The organism is Bradyrhizobium sp. Leo78, from assembly GCF_059512425.1.
In genome coordinates this window covers 370,285-386,287 of the sequence record NZ_JCAMOT010000002.1, presented here as the reverse complement: position 1 = coordinate 386,287, position 16,003 = coordinate 370,285, and the positions used below count along the sequence as shown (strand labels likewise).

Genomic DNA, 16,003 nt, shown 5'->3' with positions numbered 1-16,003 from the left:
CGTGCCGATCTATAGCAACCGGAGACGCGGATGCGCCAGCGAACTCCGCGAGATCAGGCGCTCGATTCCGGCGAGTTGCCGCCGCTGGCATCGCTGTCGCGGTTCAGGCGCTCGCGCATTTCCTTGCCGGTCTTGAAGAACGGAACGCTCTTCTGATCGACCGGCACATGCGCGCCCGTTCGCGGATTGCGGCCGGCCCGCGCCGGACGATGCTTCACGGAGAATGCGCCGAATCCACGCAGCTCAACCCGATCGCCGCGCGCCAGCGCAGCCACGATCTCATCGAGGATCGCATTGACGATGTTCTCGACATCCCGCTGGTAGAGATGCGGGTTGTGCTCGGCGATACGCTGAACAAGTTCGGATTTGATCATCGAGAGTGTGGCCCGGGACCTTGCGGATATCCATTTCCGTGAAAATGCCTTGAACTGTCAAGACGCTAAATCACTTTTGGCGCCGATGAAGAGCCGTGACAAATGGCCCGGGACCGGCTTTTCGCGATTCCCGCAATACGGGAGTGCGGCCGGAGACCGATTGTGCGCATCTCAATTGCTCCCCGACGGCTGCCAAAGCGCCAGCAAGCCATCCATGCCGAACCGATCGACTGCCTGGACCAGGCCGGCCTGCTCAATGCGGCGCGCAATCGCGCTCAAACCAAATGCATCAAGCGTGACCGAAGCGGCCGTGCGCAGGAATGTCAGATCACCGAAGCGCGGATTGAGCTTGTAGTCGCGGACCGGCAATTCGCTCTTGATCTTCTTCTCCTGAACCAGCCAGGCGACCGCAGCCCTCTCATCGCCGAGCTGATCGATGAGCTTCAATTCCACCGCCTGCCGGCCGGTGAAGACACGCCCGTCCGCAACCTTTTCAAGCAGGGCATCATCCATGCCGCGTCGCTCCTTCACGAGGCCGCGGAACCAGGCATAGGAATCCTTCACCAGCGCATCGATCGCGGCGCGCGCTTCCGGGCTGGTTGGCTCGAAGCCGTTGGGCGCGGCTTTCAGCGGCGAGGACTTTATCTCCTCGACCTTCACGCCCACGGTTTTCAGGAGTTCGCTGACATTCGGGAACTGGAACAACACGCCGATCGAGCCGACCAGCGAGCTCTGCTGCGCGACGATGTGGTCCGCGGCAATCGCGGTAATGTAACCGCCGGACGCCGCCAATCCCTCGACCACGACGACCAACGGCTTCTTCGCCTTCAGCCGCGTCAGCGCGTCGTAGAGCTGCTCGGAACCGGCGGTGGTGCCGCCGGGCGAATTGATATGGACGATGACGGCCGCAGCTTGCGACTTCTCGAGCCGCTCCAGCGCCTCGACACGATCCTGGTCGCTGCGGATCAGGCCCTCGATATTGATGCGCGCGATCGATCCCGCCGCCGTCAGCGAGCCGCGCCCACCCGCGACGATCACGCCGACGCCGACAAGGGCTGCGATCGCAACCACCGCGGCCGCGACGCGCCAGAAGGTCAGCTTGCGGCGAATCCGACGACGATCGACGATCACGTCTGAATCAAGCGACATCGAAAATCTCCAAAAGAGCTCAACGCGTTCTTGCAATCACAGGATGACGGAGAGGTTATCAAAATACATCAATTGCGGTGCAATATGAAGAAAACAAGGCTGGCATAGAGTTACAAGCGTAGCACGGATGGAATACGCCGAGATACGCAGCCGTAGCCCCTGAACAAAAAAGCCCCGGCCGAAGCCGGGGCTTGATGATGCGACGAAGAAAGCAAGTGCTCACTTCTCGTTGGCACGATTCTTGAGTGCAGTGCCGAGAATGTCGCCGAGCGTCGCGCCCGAATCCGAGGACCCGTACTGCGCGATGGCTTCCTTCTCTTCGGCCACTTCCAGCGCCTTGATCGAGACCTGCACCTTGCGGGCCTTCTTGTCGAACTGGATCACCCGCGCATCGACCTTCTCGCCGACGGCGAAACGTTCGGCGCGCTGATCGTTGCGGTCGCGGGCGAGTTCCGAGCGCTTGATGAAGGTGGTGAAGTCGGTGCCGGAGATCTTCACCTCGACGCCGCTCTCCTTCACTTCGAGCACTTCGCAGGTCACGACCGCGCCCTTCTTAACGTCGCCCGGCTCGGCGAAGGGATCGCCCTCGAGCTGCTTGACGCCTAGCGAGATGCGCTCCTTCTCGACATCGACGTCGAGCACGACAGCCTTCACCAGGTCGCCCTTCTTGAAGTTGTCGATCACCTGCTCGCCCGGAAGCTTCCAGTCGAGATCGGACAGGTGCACCATGCCGTCGACATCGCCTTCGAGACCCAGGAACAGGCCGAACTCGGTCTTGTTCTTGACCTCGCCCTCGACCACCGAACCGACCGGATGCTTCTCGACGAAGACTTCCCAGGGGTTGCGCATGGTCTGCTTGAGGCCGAGCGAGATGCGGCGCTTGACCGAATCGACTTCGAGCACCTGCACCTCGACTTCCTGCGAGGTGGAGACGATCTTGCCGGGATGCATGTTCTTCTTGGTCCACGACATCTCGGAGACGTGGATCAGGCCTTCGATACCAGGCTCGAGCTCGACGAACGCACCGTAGTCGGTGATGTTGGTGACGCGGCCGGTGAAGCGGGCACCAAGCGGATACTTCGCCTCGATGCCCTGCCACGGATCGTCCAGGAGCTGCTTCATGCCCAGCGAGATGCGGTGCGTCTCGTGGTTGATCTTGATGATCTTGACCTTCACGGTCTGGCCGATTGAGAGCACCTCGGTCGGGTGATTGACGCGGCGCCATGCGATATCGGTGACGTGCAGCAGGCCGTCGATGCCGCCGAGGTCCACGAACGCACCGTAATCGGTGATGTTCTTGACCACGCCGTCGATCACCTGACCCTCTTCGAGGTTCTGCACCAGCTCCTGGCGCTGCTCGGCGCGGGTCTCTTCCAGCACGGTGCGGCGGGACACCACGATGTTGCCGCGGCGGCGATCCATCTTGAGGATCTGGAACGGCTGCGAATTGTTCATCAGCGGCGCGACATCGCGGATCGGACGGATATCGACCTGCGAGCGCGGCAGGAAGGCCACGGCACCATCGAGATCGACGGTAAAGCCGCCCTTGACCTGGTTGAAGATGACGCCGGTGACCTTCTCGTTGTTCTGGAACGCCTTCTCGAGCTTGCCCCAGCTCTCCTCACGCCGCGCCTTGTCGCGCGACAGCACCGCTTCGCCCAGCGCATTCTCGATGCGGTCGAGGAACACCTCGACCTCGTCGCCGACCTTGAGATCGCTTTCGCGGCCGGGGCCGGCGAATTCGCGCAGCGCCACGCGGCCTTCGGTCTTCAGGCCGACATCGATGACGGCCATGTCCTTTTCGATGGCAACCACCTTGCCCTTGACGACCGAGCTCTCCTGCAAATTGCCGCCGGCAAAGGATTCATCGAGCATCGCGGCGAAATCGTCGCGGGTAGGACTATAGGAAGCAGCAGTATTCGAAGCCATATGTTCTCCAGATGCGGGTGTCTTGCCGGCCGTTCGGGTTAAGGGCGCACCGCGCATGTGGTGTCAGGTCCGCAAATCCTGACGACCGCTCCTTGCGCGAGGGCGCAAAAGCGGGCCGGCAGCAAGCCACATGTTCGATACGTTGATGGCGCGCATTCCGCAAAAGTGGAAACCGGTTTTGCGAAAGAATGCGCGTGACGTAGATGTCCGAGCCCGGAAACGAAGGATCGACGTCAGAAACCGATGGAGCGGGCGCTCCTCCAATATCGGCCGGGGCTCATACCCCCGCTGCCGGCCCGCTCGGGCGGCCCCGACATAGTCGATGGCGGCACGGACGCTGTTGATATAATATCCACCGCTATTTTCGGCAAGCCAGAAATGCCCGATTTGCGGGGCTTTTAAGGCTGACACAAGCCTTAACAATGCCGGACTGCATTTGAACAATTGTTGACCGTGTCGCGCGAAAGGCATCTGGCAGGGCGTGTGGTGGAACCCGGGCTTAAGTGAGCCCGCGCAGAGTGGGGCCCACCCAAGAGACAGGGAACAACCATGAAAAGCCTGATCGCCCTGGCCGTCGTCGCTGCGTTCGCACTCGGCCATGCCATCGCCGCGATGCCTGGCGCGGCGGCGTCGATGCGGACCTTTTCGGCTGCACAGTCTTCCTCCGGCCTGGCTGACCAGGAATCCTCGACGCGCTAGACCAGTCCACGCGCCGCGCGCACCGCTTCCACAATGTCGATCGCGGCGCGCACGCCGGCCTCGATATCGAGATCGGAATTATCCAACGTATGCGCATCTGGCGCCGCCTTCAGTGGGGCCACCGGGCGGTTCTTGTCGCGCTCGTCGCGCTTGAGAATATCGGCCAGCACCGCGGCCTCGTCAGCGTCCTCGCCGCGCGCGCGGGCCTCCAGCGTCCGCCGCCGCGCCCGCACACGCGGATCGGCGACGACAAAGATCTTCACATCGGCATGCGGGCAGATCACGGTCCCGATGTCGCGCCCGTCAAGCACCGCGCCGGGCGGATCGGCGGCGAACTGGCGCTGGAAATTGACCAGCGCCTCGCGCACCTTGGGTATTGCAGATACCACGGAAGCGGCATCGCCGATCCGCTGAGTCTTCAACTCGGGATGGCCGAATTTCTCGGGGTCCAGTTCCATCGCCGCCTTGATCGCGCGCGCTTCATCGGTGAGGTCGACGCCGGCGTCGAGCAGCGCCTTCGCCACCGCGCGATAGATCACGCCGGTGTCGAGATGGCGGTAGCCATAGTGGGCGGCGAGCCTCTTTCCCAGCGTACCCTTGCCGGATGCGGCCGGCCCGTCGATAGCGATGATCATGAAAACTCCGCGCCGAGCGAGCGCATCATCGGAATGAAATCCGGGAAACTGGTGGCGATGAAGGCGGTGTCGTCGATCGTCACCGGCCGGTCGGCGGCGAGCCCCATCACCAGCGCCGACATCGCGATGCGATGATCCATGTGGGTGGCGACCACGCCGCCGCCGGGCACATGGCCCTTGCCCTCGACGATCAAATCGTCGCCGGAAATCTCGACCTTGACGCCGTTGACACGCAGCATGTCGGCGGTGGCTTCGAGGCGATCGGATTCCTTGACGCGCAATTCCTGCAGGCCGCGCATGATGGTGGTGCCCTCGGCGTAAGCGGCCGCCACCGCGAGCACCAGATATTCGTCGATCATCGACGGCGCGCGTTCCGGCGGCACCTCGACCCCGCGCAATTTGGAAGCACGTACGCGGAGGCGCGCCATCGGCTCGCCGCCGTCCATGCGCAACTCGTCCTCCTCGATCGCGGCGCCCATCTCGCGCAGCGTGGTGAACAGTCCGGTGCGCAGCGGATTGGTCATGACGTCGGGCAGCACGATATCGGAGCCGCCAACGACCAGCGCCGCCACGACCGGGAACGCGGCCGAGGAGGGATCGGCGGGAACGACGACCTCGGCGCCGTGCAGTTCCGCCTGGCCGGTCAGCGCGATCCGGCGGCCGTGGCTGCCTTCCTTGCTCGAGGTGAGCGCGGCGCCAAAATGCTTCAGCATCAGCTCGGTGTGATCGCGGCTGGCCTCCTGCTCGATCACCGTGGTGACACCGGGCGCTGCCAGCCCCGCCAGCAGCACCGCGGACTTGATCTGGGCCGAGGCGACAGGGGTCTTGTAGACGATCGGCACCGGGTTGCGGGCGCCATGCAGCGTTAATGGCAGCCGGCCGCCCTCTCTCATGTCCCCCGCCCTCGCGCCCATCAGTTCCAAGGGATCGAGGATCCGCCGCATCGGCCGCGAGCGGAGCGAGGCATCGCCGTCGAAGATCGCCGTGATCGGACAGCCGGCAACCGCTCCCATCACCAGCCGGCAGCCGGTGCCGGAATTGCCGAAATCGAGCGGCCCGGCAGGCTCCGCGAAGCCCCCGACACCGACGCCGCGGACTGACCAGGCAAACGGGCCGGTACGCTCGACCTCGGCTCCGAGCGCCCGCATCGATTTGGCGGTATTGAGCACGTCCTCGCCCTCGAGCAGCCCGGAAATCCGGCTTTGGCCGACCGCCAGCGCGCCCAAAATCAGGGCCCGGTGGGAGATCGACTTGTCGCCGGGGACGCGGGCCTTGCCGCTCAGGGGACCGCTCGCGCGGGCCTCCAGGGGGGTCTTGGAGGGGGTCTTTTCGGGGTTCTGGTGGTCGGAATGGGCCAAGATCACGTCCTCTCGCGGCGCGGCAGGTAACATATCGAACCCCCGGCGTCACCCGGTGACAAATGCCCGCAGACCGCTATTGACAGCGGCCCCTCAACTAGCCAAGTGAAGCACCGCTTTTCAGAAAATTCCTGGGATCACCACGTGGCCAAGTCCGACCTCGGAACCAAACGCATTTGCCCGACCACGGGCAAGAAGTTCTATGATCTGAACAAGAACCCGGTTATCTCGCCTTACACCGGCGAAGTCGTGCCGATCGCCCCCGTGGCGCCGCCGCGCACAACCCGTGGCGCCAGCGCCGCTGCGGCCACCACCGCTGCGGATATGCCGGAGCCCGCGGAGGCCGAAGAATTGGTCTCGCTCGAGGAGGCCGACGCCGAGGAGAACACCGGCAAGGTCAAGGCCGTCGTTCCCGAATCCGAGGACGACATCGAGATCGACGAGACCCTCGAAGACGATGACGATGATGATTCCACCTTCATTGCCGACGAAGAAGAAGGCGATGAGGACGTCACGGACATCATTGGCGACGTCGGAGGCGATGAAGAGACTTGAGATCGATCCAGAACTGTGTTCTGGGTCTCTCCGCGCGAGTCGGATGCGGCTCGCGATCCCTTAAGGGGCCATAGCTCAGCTGGGAGAGCGCTTGCATGGCATGCAAGAGGTCGGCGGTTCGATCCCGCCTGGCTCCACCACGCTTCGCCCTTCGGGCTTCGCGTGGCGCTGCCACGTGATGCCCGAAGGGCGAAGCGTGGTGCCCGGCGAAGCCCGAAGGGCGAAGACGGGCTGCCCAGGACGCCGCTCGTAGACCTCCTACCAGACATTCCTGATGTGGTACGTCTACATCATCCGCAGCATCAATTTCCCGGACCAGGAATACATCGGCGCCACTGCGGATTTGAAACGGCGCTTTCCGGAACACAATGCCGGCAGGTCCGCGCACACCGCCAAGTTCAAGCCATGGCAACTGATCTGGTACTGCGCCTTTCCCGATAAGTACAAAGCGCTCGCCTTCGAGAAATATCTCAAGTCCCACTCCGGCCGAGCCTTCGCCAAGAAGCGCCTCTGATCCCCCTCACTCCCCCACCGCCGCATTCAGCCTGTCCCGCAGCGCGACGATCCCGTTCTTCATCGCCGAGAGTTCGGGGATCGAGCAGGCCGAAGCAACCAGGACCTGCTGCGGCACTGCTCTCGCCTTTTCCTTCAGCGCCTGCCCCTGCGGCGTCAGCGCGATCAGCACCTGCCGCTCGTCCTCCTTGCTACGTGTGCGCTTGATGAACTGCGCCGCTTCCAGCCGCTTGAGCAGCGGCGTCAGCGTGCCGGAATCCAGGAACAGGCGCTCGCCGATATCCTTGACCGGAACACCGTCCTTCTCCCACAGCACCAGCATCACCAGGTATTGCGGATAGGTCAGGCCGAGCCGGTCCAATAGCGGCTTGTAGACGCGGTTGAACGCGTGCGCGGCCGAATAGATCGCAAAGCAGATTTGATTGTCGAGCCGTAGCGGCTGGTCCGCGACCGCCAATTGTTTCCGTGCCATTTCTCAGCCTCGTCAGAATCTCAGTTCATTGTGGGCCGGTGCGGCCGCACATTCAATTGCGAACAATTAAATGTGAGGCCATGCGTTTTATATTGTGCGCAATATAATTGTCTGCAATATAAGTGGCGTCGAAACCATTGATGAGGGAGACACCCCATGTCCGTGAACGTGCTCTACAAGACCAGCGCAAAGGCCACCGGCGGCCGCGACGGCCATGCCGCAACGCTCGACGGCGCGCTCGACGTCAAGCTCACCACCCCGAAGGAGCTCGGCGGTGGCGGCGGCGCCGGCAACAATCCCGAGCAGCTCTTTGCGGCCGGCTACGCCGCCTGCTTCATCGGCGCGATGAAGTTCGTGGCCTCGCACGGCGGCCCGAAGGTGCCCGCCGACGCTTCGGTGACCTCGACGGTCGGTATCGGACCGCGCTCCGAAGGCGGCTTCGGCCTCGATATCGCGCTCGACATCTCCCTGCCCGGGCTCCCGCGCGCGGATGCAGAGGCGCTGGTGGAGAAGGCCCACCAGGTGTGCCCCTATTCCAACGCCACGCGCGGCAATGTCGATGTACGCCTGAACCTGGTGTAATCCGTATGGCGGAATAGCCCGCTGATTTTTCGCGGCGGGCTATTCGCGTTGCGATCGGTGACGGCATGCCCCCACGCGCGATAGGGCATTGCCGCCGCGTTCGAAGACCGCTAGCTCTGGCGAGCCCTCCATCTGTTTGACTTGAGGTTTCCCATGAGTTCAGAAGCGGTCGCAGGCGCGATGGCCGGCCTGCGCGTGATCGATCTGACGCGCGTGCTCGGCGGTCCCTATTGCACCCAGATTCTCGCCGACCACGGCGCCGACGTGATCAAGGTCGAGCCGCCCGCCGGCGACGAAGTGCGCGACTGGGGGCCTCCCTTTCATGAGGAGGATGCGGCCTATTTCGTCGGCATCAACCGCAACAAGCGCTCCATCGGGCTCGACCTTGCCTCCGAAGGCGGCCGTGCCGTGCTGATGAAGCTGCTCGAAGGCGCCGACGTCCTGATCGAGAATTTCAAGCCGGGCACGCTCGACAAATGGGGCATCGGCAACGACGTGCTACGCGCGAAATTCCCACGCCTGGTGCATTGCCGGATTTCCGGCTTCGGCGCCGACGGCCCGCGCGGCGGCAATCCCGGCTATGATGCGATCATCCAGGCCATGACCGGCATGATCGCCGCCACCGGCTCGCCGGAAAGCGGCCCGATGCGGATCGGCGTGCCGCTGGTCGACATCACCACCGGGCTCTATGCGGCGATCGGCATCCTGATGGCGCTGTCGGAGCGGCAGCGCTCCGGCCTCGGCCAGTTCCTCGAGACCACGCTGTATGAAACCGGCCTTGCGATCATGCATCCGCACACGGCCAACTATTTCATGCACGGCAAGCCGCCTGGCCTCACCGGCAACGAGCATCCCAATCTCGTTCCTTACGCGATCTTCCCGACCAAGACCGACAACATCTTCATCGGCGTCGGCAATGACGGCACCTTCCGCAAACTGGCCAAGGAGATCGGCAAGCCCGAGCTCGGCACTGATCCGCGCTTTGCCCGCAACAAGGATCGCATCGCCAACCGCGACGCGCTGCGTGCCGAGCTTGCCGCGGTGTTCAGCCAGTATGAGGCCGAGCCGCTGTGCAACCGCCTGCTCGCGGTCGGCCTGCCGGCGGGCCCGGTGCAGAAGATCGACCAGGCGCTGACCAACCCGCACACGATCTATCGCGGCGATATCATCGAGAAGGATTGGTACAAGGGCGTCGCCTCGCCGGTCCGGCTGGAACGCACCAAACCCAGCCTGCGCCGCACTCCGCCGAAGTTCAGCCAGCACGCCGCCGAGGTGCTCGGCGAGTTCGGCTATTCGCAGGCAGAAGTCGGGTCGCTCATCGCCAAGGGCGTGGTCTGCGGGCCCGAGCGGAAGCGCTGATCTGTCCAGGCTACGTGCTCGTCATTCCGGGATGCGCCGAAGGCGCAGGCCCGGAATCCATCGGGCCACAAACGATGTGGATGAATGGATTCTCTGATGTGCAATTGCACATCATAGCTCACGCGGAGCCTGTCATCGGGCCGCGCCTTGCGCGGACCCGTTGGCGTGCCCCGGAATGACGGCTAAAGCCAGCGCCGGCCCCCGACGTTCGGGGCGCCGTCATCGGCGCTGTTAGTGGTTTCTACCTTTCGCCGGCTTCCCCGGTACCCTGATCTTCGCTTATAGGTCATTTGCACGTCATTCCGCGCTGTTAGCGCAACCGGCGGAGATGGCGGCTCAATGGGAGGGGTTTTGATGGCTTTTCGACAGTTCGGCGCTGCAGCGGCAATCGCGGTCGCACTGGCATTCGGCGCTTCGCCGGCATTTGCGGTGACCGAGATCCAGTGGTGGCACGCCATGACCGGCGGCAACAACGACGTCGTGGTCAAGCTCGCCAATGACTTCAACGCATCGCAAAGCGAGTACAAGGTCGTTCCGACCTACAAGGGCGGCTATGCTGATACCATGAATGCCGGCATTGCCGCGTTCCGCGCCGGCAACGCGCCCCACATCATGCAGGTCTTCGAGGTCGGCACCGCCACCATGATGGCGGCCACCGGCGCGATCAAGCCGGTCTATAAGCTGATGCAGGAGGCCGGCGAGAAATTCGATACCAGCAGCTACCTGCCTGCGATCACCGGCTACTACTCGACCTCGAAAGGCGAGATGCTGTCCTTCCCCTTCAACTCGTCCTCGACGGTGATGTGGGTCAATCTCGACGCCCTGAAGAAGGCTGATATCGCCGAGATTCCGAAGACCTGGCCGGACGTGTTCGCCGCGGCAAAAAAATTGAAGGCCGCCGGCTACAGCAACTGCGGCTTCTCCAACGCCTGGGCGACCTGGGTCAATCTCGAGCAGCTCTCGGCCTGGCACAACGTGCCGCTGGCCAGCAAGGCCAACGGGCTCGACGGCTTTGACACCGTGCTGCAGTTCAACGGACCGCTGCAGGTCAAGCATCTCGAAAATCTGGTCGAGCTGCAGAAGGACAAGACCTACGACTATTCCGGCCGCACCAACGCCGGCGAGGGCCGCTTCACGTCGGGCGAGTGCCCGATCTTCCTGACCTCGTCGGCCTTCTTCGGCAATGTGAAGTCGCAGGCCAAGTTCAACTGGACCAACGCGCCGATGCCCTACTACCCCGACGTCAAGGGCGCGCCGCAAAATTCGATCATTGGCGGGGCCTCGCTGTGGGTGATGGGCGGCAAGACGCCTGCGGAATACAAGGGCGTCGCCAAGTTCCTTGCCTTCCTCTCCGATACCGACCGCCAGGTCGAGATCCACAAGGCCTCCGGCTATCTGCCGATCACCAAGGCCGCCTACGAGAAAGCGAAGGCAGAGGGCTTCTACAAGGATCAGCCTTATCTGGAGACCCCGCTGAAGGAGCTCACCAACAAGGAGCCGACCGAGAACTCGCGCGGCCTGCGCCTTGGCAACATGGTCCAGCTTCGTGACCTCTGGGCCGAAGAGATCGAGCAGGCGCTGGCCGGCAAGAAGACGGCCAAGCAGGCGCTCGATGCCGCCGTCGAGCGCGGCAACCAGATGCTCCGGCAGTTTGAAAAAACCGCTGTACGCTGAGATCTCTCGCTTCATTCTGATATCGTCGTCCCGGCCTTGAGCCGGGACGACGGCGGATCTGGGGTGTCATGCAGAAGCAGTCGGTTTTCCAGTCGAAGCTGTTGCCTTTTGCGCTGGTCGCGCCGCAGCTCGCGATCGTCCTGATCTTCTTCTATTGGCCGGCCGCGCAGGCCGTGGTGCAATCCTTCCTGCTTCAGGATGCGTTCGGGCTCTCGACCAGTTTCGTCTGGTTCGAGAACTACCAGGACATCCTGAGCCAGCCGGATTATTGGGCGGCGATCGTCAGGACTTTCGTTTTCTCCTTCGCCATCGCGTTCTCGTCGCTGTCGTTTGCGCTGCTGCTGGCTGTGATGGCCGACAAGCCGCTGCGCGGCGGAACGCTGTATCGCACGCTCCTGATCTGGCCCTATGCGGTCGCTCCGCCGGTGGTCGGCGTGCTCTGGGTGTTCATGCTGCACCCCTCGCTCGGGATCCTGGCGCGCGGATTGCGCGGCATGGGCATCGACTGGAATCCGCTGCTCGACGGCAATCAGGCCGCGCTCCTGATCATTCTCGCCGCCGCCTGGAAGCAGATTTCCTACAATTTCCTGTTCTTCCTCGCTGGCCTGCAGAGCATTCCGAGAAGCGTGCTTGAGGCGGCCGCGATCGACGGCGCGCGGCCGATGCGGCGGTTCTGGACGGTGACGTTCCCGCTGCTGTCGCCGACCATCTTCTTCCTCCTGGTCGTCAACATCGTCTACGCCTTCTTCGACACGTTCGGCATCATCGACACGATGACGCGCGGCGGACCGGCGAAGGCCACCGAGACGATGGTGTACAAGGTCTATGTCGACGGCCTGCTCGGCGGCAACCTCGGCGGCTCCGCGGCGCAGTCGGTGATCCTCATGATCATCGTCATCGGCCTCACGGCAGTGCAGTTCCGCTTCGTCGAGCGCAAGGTGACCTACTGATGGTCGAGCAGGAAGGCATCCAGCGCTACGTCGCGCATGCGATCCTGTGGATCGGCATCGCGATCGTCGCGTTTCCGGTCTATCTCGCCATCGTTGCGTCCACCCAGGAAAACGCCGCGATCGCCAACGGCCAGATGTCGCTCCTGCCCGGCGGACATTTCCTTCAGACCTACTACCAGACCATTTTTGTCGGCACGAGCGGCTCGACCCGCGAGCCGGTCGGCACCATGCTGCTCAACTCGCTGGTGATGGCGCTCTTGATCGCATTCGGCAAGATCGCGGTCTCGATCATCTCGGCCTATGCCATCGTCTATTTCCGCTTTCCGTTCCGGATGACGATGTTCTGGCTGATCTTCATCACGCTGATGCTGCCGGTCGAGGTGCGGATCTATCCGACCTACAAGACCGTCGCCGACCTGCATCTGCTCGACAGCTATGCCGGCCTCGCGCTGCCGCTGATCGCATCCGCCACCGCGACCCTGCTGTTCCGCCAGTTCTTCATGACCGTCCCCGAGGAGTTGCTCGAGGCGTCGCGGATCGACGGCGCAGGGCCGCTCAGGTTCTTCTGGGATACGCTGTTGCCGCTGTCGCGCACCAACATGGCGGCGCTGTTCGTCATCCTCTTCATCCTCGGCTGGAATCAATATCTCTGGCCGCTGTTGATCACCACGCGCGACGACATGCAGACGATCCAGATCGGCATCCGCAAGATGATCACCACCAGCGACGCGCTGACCGAATGGCCCGTGGTGATGGCGACTGCCGTGCTCGCGATGCTGCCGCCGGTGTTCGTGATCGTGGTGATGCAGAAGCTGTTCGTACGCGGACTGGTGGAGACGGAAAAGTGAGACATGGCTAACGTCACCCTCCGCAGCGTCCGCAAGACCTATCCGGGCGGCTTCGAAGCGATCAAGGGCATCGATTTCGAGGTCGGCGACGGCCAGTTCTGCGTGCTGGTCGGCCCGTCCGGCTGCGGCAAGTCGACGCTGCTGCGCATGGTGGCGGGACTGGAGACCATCACCGGCGGCGAGATCGACATCGGCGGCCGCGTGGTCAACCGGGTCGAGCCCGCCGATCGCGACATCGCCATGGTATTCCAGAACTACGCGCTCTATCCGCATATGAGCGTCTACAACAACATGGCCTATGGCCTGCGCAACCGCCGCATGCCGGAGGCGGAGATCAGGACGCGCGTCGAGGAAGCCGCGCGCATCCTCGAGCTTGCCGCAATGCTCGACCGCAAACCGCGGCAGCTCTCCGGCGGCCAGCGGCAGCGCGTTGCGATGGGGCGCGCGATCGTGCGGCAGCCGAAGGTGTTCCTGTTCGACGAGCCGCTGTCGAACCTAGATGCCAAGCTGCGCATCGCGATGCGTGTCGAGATCCGCAAATTGCAGCGCCGGCTGAACACGACCTCGATCTACGTCACCCATGACCAGCTTGAGGCGATGACGCTCGCCGACATCCTCGTCGTGATGAACGGCGGCTTGGTCGAGCAGTTCGGCAATCCGCTCGAAATCTACCAGAAGCCGGCAACCACCTTCGTGGCCGCCTTCATCGGCGCGCCGCCGATGAACCTGATGCCGCTGGCTTCCGAGGAGCTCAGGTCGCAGCTCGCCGGCGATATCAGTGCCGGCAAGGCCGGCATTCTCGGGATCCGGCCCGAAGACTTCGTAATCGCGAACGAATCGGTCGCCGGCGGCATCGCGCTTGGCCTCACCGTGGAGGCGATCGAGCATGTCGGCGCCGAGACCTTCGTCTACGGCACCCGCCAGCGCGAGGAACAGGGCGTGGCCGCCAACCCCGGCGAACTGCCGCCCGGCGAGGTCATCGTCCGGGTTCCCGGCGCGACCGGCCCGGCGATCGGCGAGCGCATTCGGGCGGTCGCCCCCCGCGACAAATTGCACCTGTTCACGGCCGATGGCCGGAAACGGATCGGCTGAGGCTTGGGCCGAGGTCCCCTTCCGCCGTCATTCCGGGGCCCGCGGAGCGGGAACCCGGAATCCATTGAGCCACGAGCCTCGCGGTGAAATGGATTCCGGGTTCATCGCTTCGCGATGCCCCGGAATGACGGCGTTTGAGGTTGGCACTGGCCCGATTAACCCCGATTCCACAGGTGCTTGAACCCACCGCGAATCGCCCCCATATTCGCTCATGACCGGAGGGCAAGAGGCCCATCGGTTGCATGGGGTGCCGCAAGGGCCCCTCAAAGTCGCTTCGAGAGGACTTTGGGATGTCTCGTGTTCCAACGTTGTCCAGTCCGTTCCTTTTGGGATTCGACGAGATCGAGCGTGCGCTCGATCGGGTCGTGAAAGGCGCCGACGGCTATCCTCCATACAACATCGAGCGGTTTGACCGGTCCAACGGCCAGCCCGAACGCCTGCGCATCACGCTGGCAGTGGCGGGGTTTACCCGCGACCAACTCGATGTGACGGTTGAGGAAAACCAGCTCGTGATTCGGGGCCGCCAACAGGAGGACAAGGCTCGGCAATACATCCATCGCGGCATTGCCGCGCGCCACTTCCAGCGCACTTTCGTGCTGGCGGAGGGGATGCAGGTGCTGGGCGCCGATCTGAAGAACGGGCTGTTGTCGGTCGATCTGGCCAGGCCGGAACCTGAAAGGGTCATTAAGACAATCGCCATCAACGAACACGAATAATGGAACGAGGAGCGGACTCGACCGCTTATTCGACAGAGGAGTCGAGACCATGAGTGAAGTGAGTACGACGTTAGAACGCGATAGCGTGTCCCCGGAGGCGCTGGCCCATCTGGGCGAGGGTCATATTGCCTATGTGAAGCAGGTCCGTTCCGAGGATGTACCGGATCTCTTTCCCCAGGCGCCGAAGATTGCGCCGGGACTCAAACTCTTCGCGCTCCATGCCGCCGACGGCACGCCGATGATGCTGACCGATAGCCGGGAAGCCGCGGTCGCCAACGCCTGGAGCAACGAGCTGCAGGCCGTCAGCGTGCACTGACGCGTTGATGTCATGGCTGACTGAACGCGGCAAAATGCGAATTCAAATGCGCGGGCTGTCTTCGATCGAAGATGGTCCGCGTATTTTTTTGTCTCGTGGAGAATGCGTGCGAGCGCTAAGCCGCGCTTGCCGGTGGCAGCGCGAGCACCGAGTAGATTGCCTGCGCGTCGCGGGAGGCACGCAGCTTCTTGGCGACGTCCTGATCGCGTAACAGGCGGGCGATGCGCGCCAGGGCCTTGAGGTGATCGGCGCCGGCGCCTTCGGGGGCGAGCAGGAGGAAGATGAGGTCGACCGGCTGACCATCCATCGCCTCGAAATCGATCGGGCGCTCCAGGCGCGCGAACAGGCCGAACAGCTTTTCCAGCTTCGGCAATTTACCGTGGGGAATGGCGACGCCGTAACCGACTGCGGTGGTGCCCAGCTTCTCGCGCTGCAGCAATACCTCGAAGATCGAGCGTTCGTTCTGCCCCGTAAGAGTTGCGGCCCGCGCGGCGAGCTCCTGCAGCGCCTGCTTCTTGCTGATAACTTTCAACGCCGGGAGAATCGCCTCGGGTGCGACCAGATCGGTAATCGTCATGGGGCGTTCCGAGGGTGAAGTGAACCGTCAAGTTGCGAAATAGGTTGTCAGGCGCAGGCGTCAAGAAGATGAATCGGGAAGCGGCTTTTTGGCCCAGATCCCGATCGGGCGGCTTCTACTCCAAGGCATGAGCCGTGCCAACTCCCGCCGGCTAGTTCCCTTGAGCCTATGCTTAAGGGCGGCGGACCATAGGGACGGCCACGGG

18 protein-coding genes and 1 tRNA gene are annotated in these 16,003 nt (G+C 63.3%); 12 read left to right on the top strand and 7 right to left on the bottom strand.

Features of this window, described 5'->3' with window-relative positions; translation table 11 throughout:
- Positions 1-53 precede the first annotated feature (53 nt).
- The 3 genes from AC5ZG1_RS04300 to rpsA form a co-directional block, all read right to left on the bottom strand.
- Positions 54-404: an integration host factor subunit beta gene (locus tag AC5ZG1_RS04300; RefSeq protein ID WP_283813271.1), complete on the bottom strand. Its 351-nt coding sequence runs from the start codon at positions 402-404 to the stop codon at positions 54-56.
- 141 nt (positions 405-545) lie between these two features.
- Complete coding sequence (gene sppA / locus AC5ZG1_RS04295) at positions 546-1,523, bottom strand: signal peptide peptidase SppA (RefSeq protein ID WP_130226705.1); 978 nt, start codon at positions 1,521-1,523, stop codon at positions 546-548.
- 219 nt (positions 1,524-1,742) lie between these two features.
- A complete protein-coding gene (rpsA, locus tag AC5ZG1_RS04290) occupies positions 1,743-3,452 on the bottom strand; it encodes a 30S ribosomal protein S1 (protein WP_028167309.1) in 1,710 nt (569 codons plus the stop codon).
- 549 nt (positions 3,453-4,001) lie between these two features.
- On the opposite strand from rpsA, the gene AC5ZG1_RS04285 reads away from it, so the two are divergent.
- Positions 4,002-4,151, top strand: coding sequence for a hypothetical protein (locus tag AC5ZG1_RS04285; protein ID WP_155255439.1), 150 nt, complete (start codon positions 4,002-4,004; stop codon positions 4,149-4,151).
- On the opposite strand, the gene cmk is transcribed toward AC5ZG1_RS04285, so the two are convergent.
- Complete coding sequence (gene cmk, locus AC5ZG1_RS04280) at positions 4,148-4,786, bottom strand: (d)CMP kinase (protein WP_028167310.1); 639 nt, start codon at positions 4,784-4,786, stop codon at positions 4,148-4,150. The genes AC5ZG1_RS04285 and cmk overlap by 4 nt on opposite strands.
- Positions 4,783-6,177 carry a 3-phosphoshikimate 1-carboxyvinyltransferase gene (gene aroA, locus AC5ZG1_RS04275; protein ID WP_496132058.1) on the bottom strand — a complete coding sequence of 465 codons (1,395 nt, stop codon included), beginning with the start codon at positions 6,175-6,177 and terminating at the stop codon, positions 4,783-4,785. Before aroA ends, cmk begins: the two co-directional genes overlap by 4 nt.
- Before the next feature lie 111 nt (positions 6,178-6,288).
- Between aroA and AC5ZG1_RS04270 the strand changes: the two genes are divergently transcribed.
- The 3 genes from AC5ZG1_RS04270 (at position 6,289) to AC5ZG1_RS04260 (ending at position 7,213) form a co-directional block, all read left to right on the top strand.
- Positions 6,289-6,699, top strand: coding sequence for a TIGR02300 family protein (locus AC5ZG1_RS04270; protein ID WP_028167312.1), 411 nt, complete (start codon positions 6,289-6,291; stop codon positions 6,697-6,699).
- A gap of 64 nt (positions 6,700-6,763) precedes the next feature.
- Positions 6,764-6,839 (top strand) — tRNA-Ala (locus AC5ZG1_RS04265).
- A gap of 134 nt (positions 6,840-6,973) precedes the next feature.
- Positions 6,974-7,213, top strand: coding sequence for a GIY-YIG nuclease family protein (locus tag AC5ZG1_RS04260; protein WP_130226708.1), 240 nt, complete (start codon positions 6,974-6,976; stop codon positions 7,211-7,213).
- Between the two features lie 6 nt (positions 7,214-7,219).
- On the opposite strand, the gene AC5ZG1_RS04255 is transcribed toward AC5ZG1_RS04260, so the two are convergent.
- Positions 7,220-7,684 (bottom strand): MarR family winged helix-turn-helix transcriptional regulator, encoded by a 465-nt coding sequence (locus AC5ZG1_RS04255; protein ID WP_496132057.1) that lies wholly within the window; start codon positions 7,682-7,684, stop codon positions 7,220-7,222.
- A 156-nt stretch (positions 7,685-7,840) separates the two neighbouring features.
- Between AC5ZG1_RS04255 and AC5ZG1_RS04250 the strand changes: the two genes are divergently transcribed.
- From AC5ZG1_RS04250 to AC5ZG1_RS04215, 8 genes are all read left to right on the top strand, one after another.
- Complete coding sequence (locus AC5ZG1_RS04250; RefSeq protein WP_496132056.1) at positions 7,841-8,266, top strand: organic hydroperoxide resistance protein; 426 nt, start codon at positions 7,841-7,843, stop codon at positions 8,264-8,266.
- Between the two features lie 153 nt (positions 8,267-8,419).
- Positions 8,420-9,625, top strand: coding sequence for a CaiB/BaiF CoA transferase family protein (locus AC5ZG1_RS04245; RefSeq protein WP_496132055.1), 1,206 nt, complete (start codon positions 8,420-8,422; stop codon positions 9,623-9,625).
- Between the two features lie 354 nt (positions 9,626-9,979).
- Positions 9,980-11,299: a sn-glycerol-3-phosphate ABC transporter substrate-binding protein UgpB gene (gene ugpB, locus AC5ZG1_RS04240; protein ID WP_496132054.1), complete on the top strand. Its 1,320-nt coding sequence runs from the start codon at positions 9,980-9,982 to the stop codon at positions 11,297-11,299.
- A gap of 68 nt (positions 11,300-11,367) precedes the next feature.
- Positions 11,368-12,249: a sn-glycerol-3-phosphate ABC transporter permease UgpA gene (gene ugpA / locus AC5ZG1_RS04235; protein ID WP_208823343.1), complete on the top strand. Its 882-nt coding sequence runs from the start codon at positions 11,368-11,370 to the stop codon at positions 12,247-12,249.
- Entirely contained in the window at positions 12,249-13,097 is an 849-nt protein-coding gene (ugpE, locus tag AC5ZG1_RS04230; RefSeq protein WP_496132053.1) for a sn-glycerol-3-phosphate ABC transporter permease UgpE, read from the top strand. Before ugpA ends, ugpE begins: the two co-directional genes overlap by 1 nt.
- A gap of 3 nt (positions 13,098-13,100) precedes the next feature.
- Entirely contained in the window at positions 13,101-14,189 is a 1,089-nt protein-coding gene (locus AC5ZG1_RS04225; protein ID WP_496132052.1) for a sn-glycerol-3-phosphate import ATP-binding protein UgpC, read from the top strand.
- 290 nt (positions 14,190-14,479) lie between these two features.
- Positions 14,480-14,905 (top strand): Hsp20 family protein, encoded by a 426-nt coding sequence (locus AC5ZG1_RS04220; protein ID WP_130229228.1) that lies wholly within the window; start codon positions 14,480-14,482, stop codon positions 14,903-14,905.
- A 49-nt stretch (positions 14,906-14,954) separates the two neighbouring features.
- A complete protein-coding gene (locus AC5ZG1_RS04215) occupies positions 14,955-15,221 on the top strand; it encodes a BQ00720 family protein (RefSeq protein ID WP_028164846.1) in 267 nt (88 codons plus the stop codon).
- A gap of 115 nt (positions 15,222-15,336) precedes the next feature.
- Here AC5ZG1_RS04215 and ptsN read toward each other — a convergent pair whose 3' ends face one another.
- Positions 15,337-15,798: a PTS IIA-like nitrogen regulatory protein PtsN gene (gene ptsN, locus AC5ZG1_RS04210; RefSeq protein ID WP_027581007.1), complete on the bottom strand. Its 462-nt coding sequence runs from the start codon at positions 15,796-15,798 to the stop codon at positions 15,337-15,339.
- Positions 15,799-16,003 lie beyond the last annotated feature (205 nt).

Excerpts from the sequence above, each read along its gene's own strand:
- sppA (WP_130226705.1), bottom strand. The coding sequence starts at position 1,523 with ATGTCGCTTGATTCAGACGTGATCGTCGATCGTCGTCGGATTCGCCGC.
- rpsA (WP_028167309.1), bottom strand. The coding sequence starts at position 3,452 with ATGGCTTCGAATACTGCTGCTTCCTATAGTCCTACCCGCGACGATTTC.
- AC5ZG1_RS04285 (WP_155255439.1), top strand. The coding sequence starts at position 4,002 with ATGAAAAGCCTGATCGCCCTGGCCGTCGTCGCTGCGTTCGCACTCGGC.
- cmk (WP_028167310.1), bottom strand. The coding sequence starts at position 4,786 with ATGATCATCGCTATCGACGGGCCGGCCGCATCCGGCAAGGGTACGCTG.
- aroA (WP_496132058.1), bottom strand. The coding sequence starts at position 6,177 with ATGTTACCTGCCGCGCCGCGAGAGGACGTGATCTTGGCCCATTCCGAC.
- AC5ZG1_RS04260 (WP_130226708.1), top strand. The coding sequence starts at position 6,974 with ATGTGGTACGTCTACATCATCCGCAGCATCAATTTCCCGGACCAGGAA.
- AC5ZG1_RS04255 (WP_496132057.1), bottom strand. The coding sequence starts at position 7,684 with ATGGCACGGAAACAATTGGCGGTCGCGGACCAGCCGCTACGGCTCGAC.
- AC5ZG1_RS04250 (WP_496132056.1), top strand. The coding sequence starts at position 7,841 with ATGTCCGTGAACGTGCTCTACAAGACCAGCGCAAAGGCCACCGGCGGC.
- AC5ZG1_RS04245 (WP_496132055.1), top strand. The coding sequence starts at position 8,420 with ATGAGTTCAGAAGCGGTCGCAGGCGCGATGGCCGGCCTGCGCGTGATC.
- ugpB (WP_496132054.1), top strand. The coding sequence starts at position 9,980 with ATGGCTTTTCGACAGTTCGGCGCTGCAGCGGCAATCGCGGTCGCACTG.
- ugpA (WP_208823343.1), top strand. The coding sequence starts at position 11,368 with ATGCAGAAGCAGTCGGTTTTCCAGTCGAAGCTGTTGCCTTTTGCGCTG.
- ugpE (WP_496132053.1), top strand. The coding sequence starts at position 12,249 with ATGGTCGAGCAGGAAGGCATCCAGCGCTACGTCGCGCATGCGATCCTG.
- AC5ZG1_RS04225 (WP_496132052.1), top strand. The coding sequence starts at position 13,101 with ATGGCTAACGTCACCCTCCGCAGCGTCCGCAAGACCTATCCGGGCGGC.
- AC5ZG1_RS04220 (WP_130229228.1), top strand. The coding sequence starts at position 14,480 with ATGTCTCGTGTTCCAACGTTGTCCAGTCCGTTCCTTTTGGGATTCGAC.
- AC5ZG1_RS04215 (WP_028164846.1), top strand. The coding sequence starts at position 14,955 with ATGAGTGAAGTGAGTACGACGTTAGAACGCGATAGCGTGTCCCCGGAG.
- ptsN (WP_027581007.1), bottom strand. The coding sequence starts at position 15,798 with ATGACGATTACCGATCTGGTCGCACCCGAGGCGATTCTCCCGGCGTTG.